The sequence below is a fragment of the Marinicella pacifica genome, assembly GCF_014636635.1.
In the GTDB taxonomy this organism is placed as follows: Bacteria; Pseudomonadota; Gammaproteobacteria; order Xanthomonadales; family Marinicellaceae; genus Marinicella; species Marinicella pacifica.
Window position 1 is genome coordinate 1 of sequence record NZ_BMEO01000039.1, and the last position, 654, is coordinate 654.

Sequence of the window (654 nt, forward strand, 5' to 3'; positions counted from 1 at the left end):
AAACACCGTCAGAAAATATATCAACAGTAAAGATTGTGAACCTACCTATAAGCCAAGGGTTAAAGGAGCTTCAAAACTTGATCCATTTAAAAATTTCATCAATGAACGGATAGCTCATGCCAATCCAATTCGTTTATCTGGCACAGTCATTCATCGAGAACTCAAAGACATCGGTTACCAAGGTGGAATTACGTTGGTTCGGGATTATCTACACCAATTGCGTGATTGTGTTGAACCGGTAGAAGTGATTCGTTTTGAAACAGAACCGGGTAAACAAATGCAGGTTGACTGGGGAAAAATGCGGGGCGGTAAAGACCCAATCCATGCCTTTGTATGCGTCTTAGGGTTTTGTCGCGCCTTGTTTGTTGTTCTAACAGACAATATGCGCTATGAGACCTTAGAGGCTTGTCACCGTGCTGCTTTTGACTATTTCCAGGGTGTTCCGGAACAAGTCTGGTATGACAACATGAAAACGGTTGTACTGCAACGAGATGCTTATGGTGAAGGCCAGCATCGATTTAACAAAAGCTTTTATCAGTTCGCTAAAGAAATGAATTTCATTCCCAAGGTATGCCAACCCTACCGCCCACAAACCAAGGGTAAAGTTGAAAGAATGGTTCGTTATGTGCGAGATAACTTTTTCAACCCTTTGGC

Annotated in this window: 1 protein-coding gene; it reads left to right on the forward strand. The window is 42.4% G+C overall.

The features are described from left to right. A partial coding sequence (gene istA / locus IEV16_RS13300) for an IS21 family transposase (RefSeq protein ID WP_188366206.1) occupies positions 1-654 on the forward strand: 654 nt, incomplete at both ends.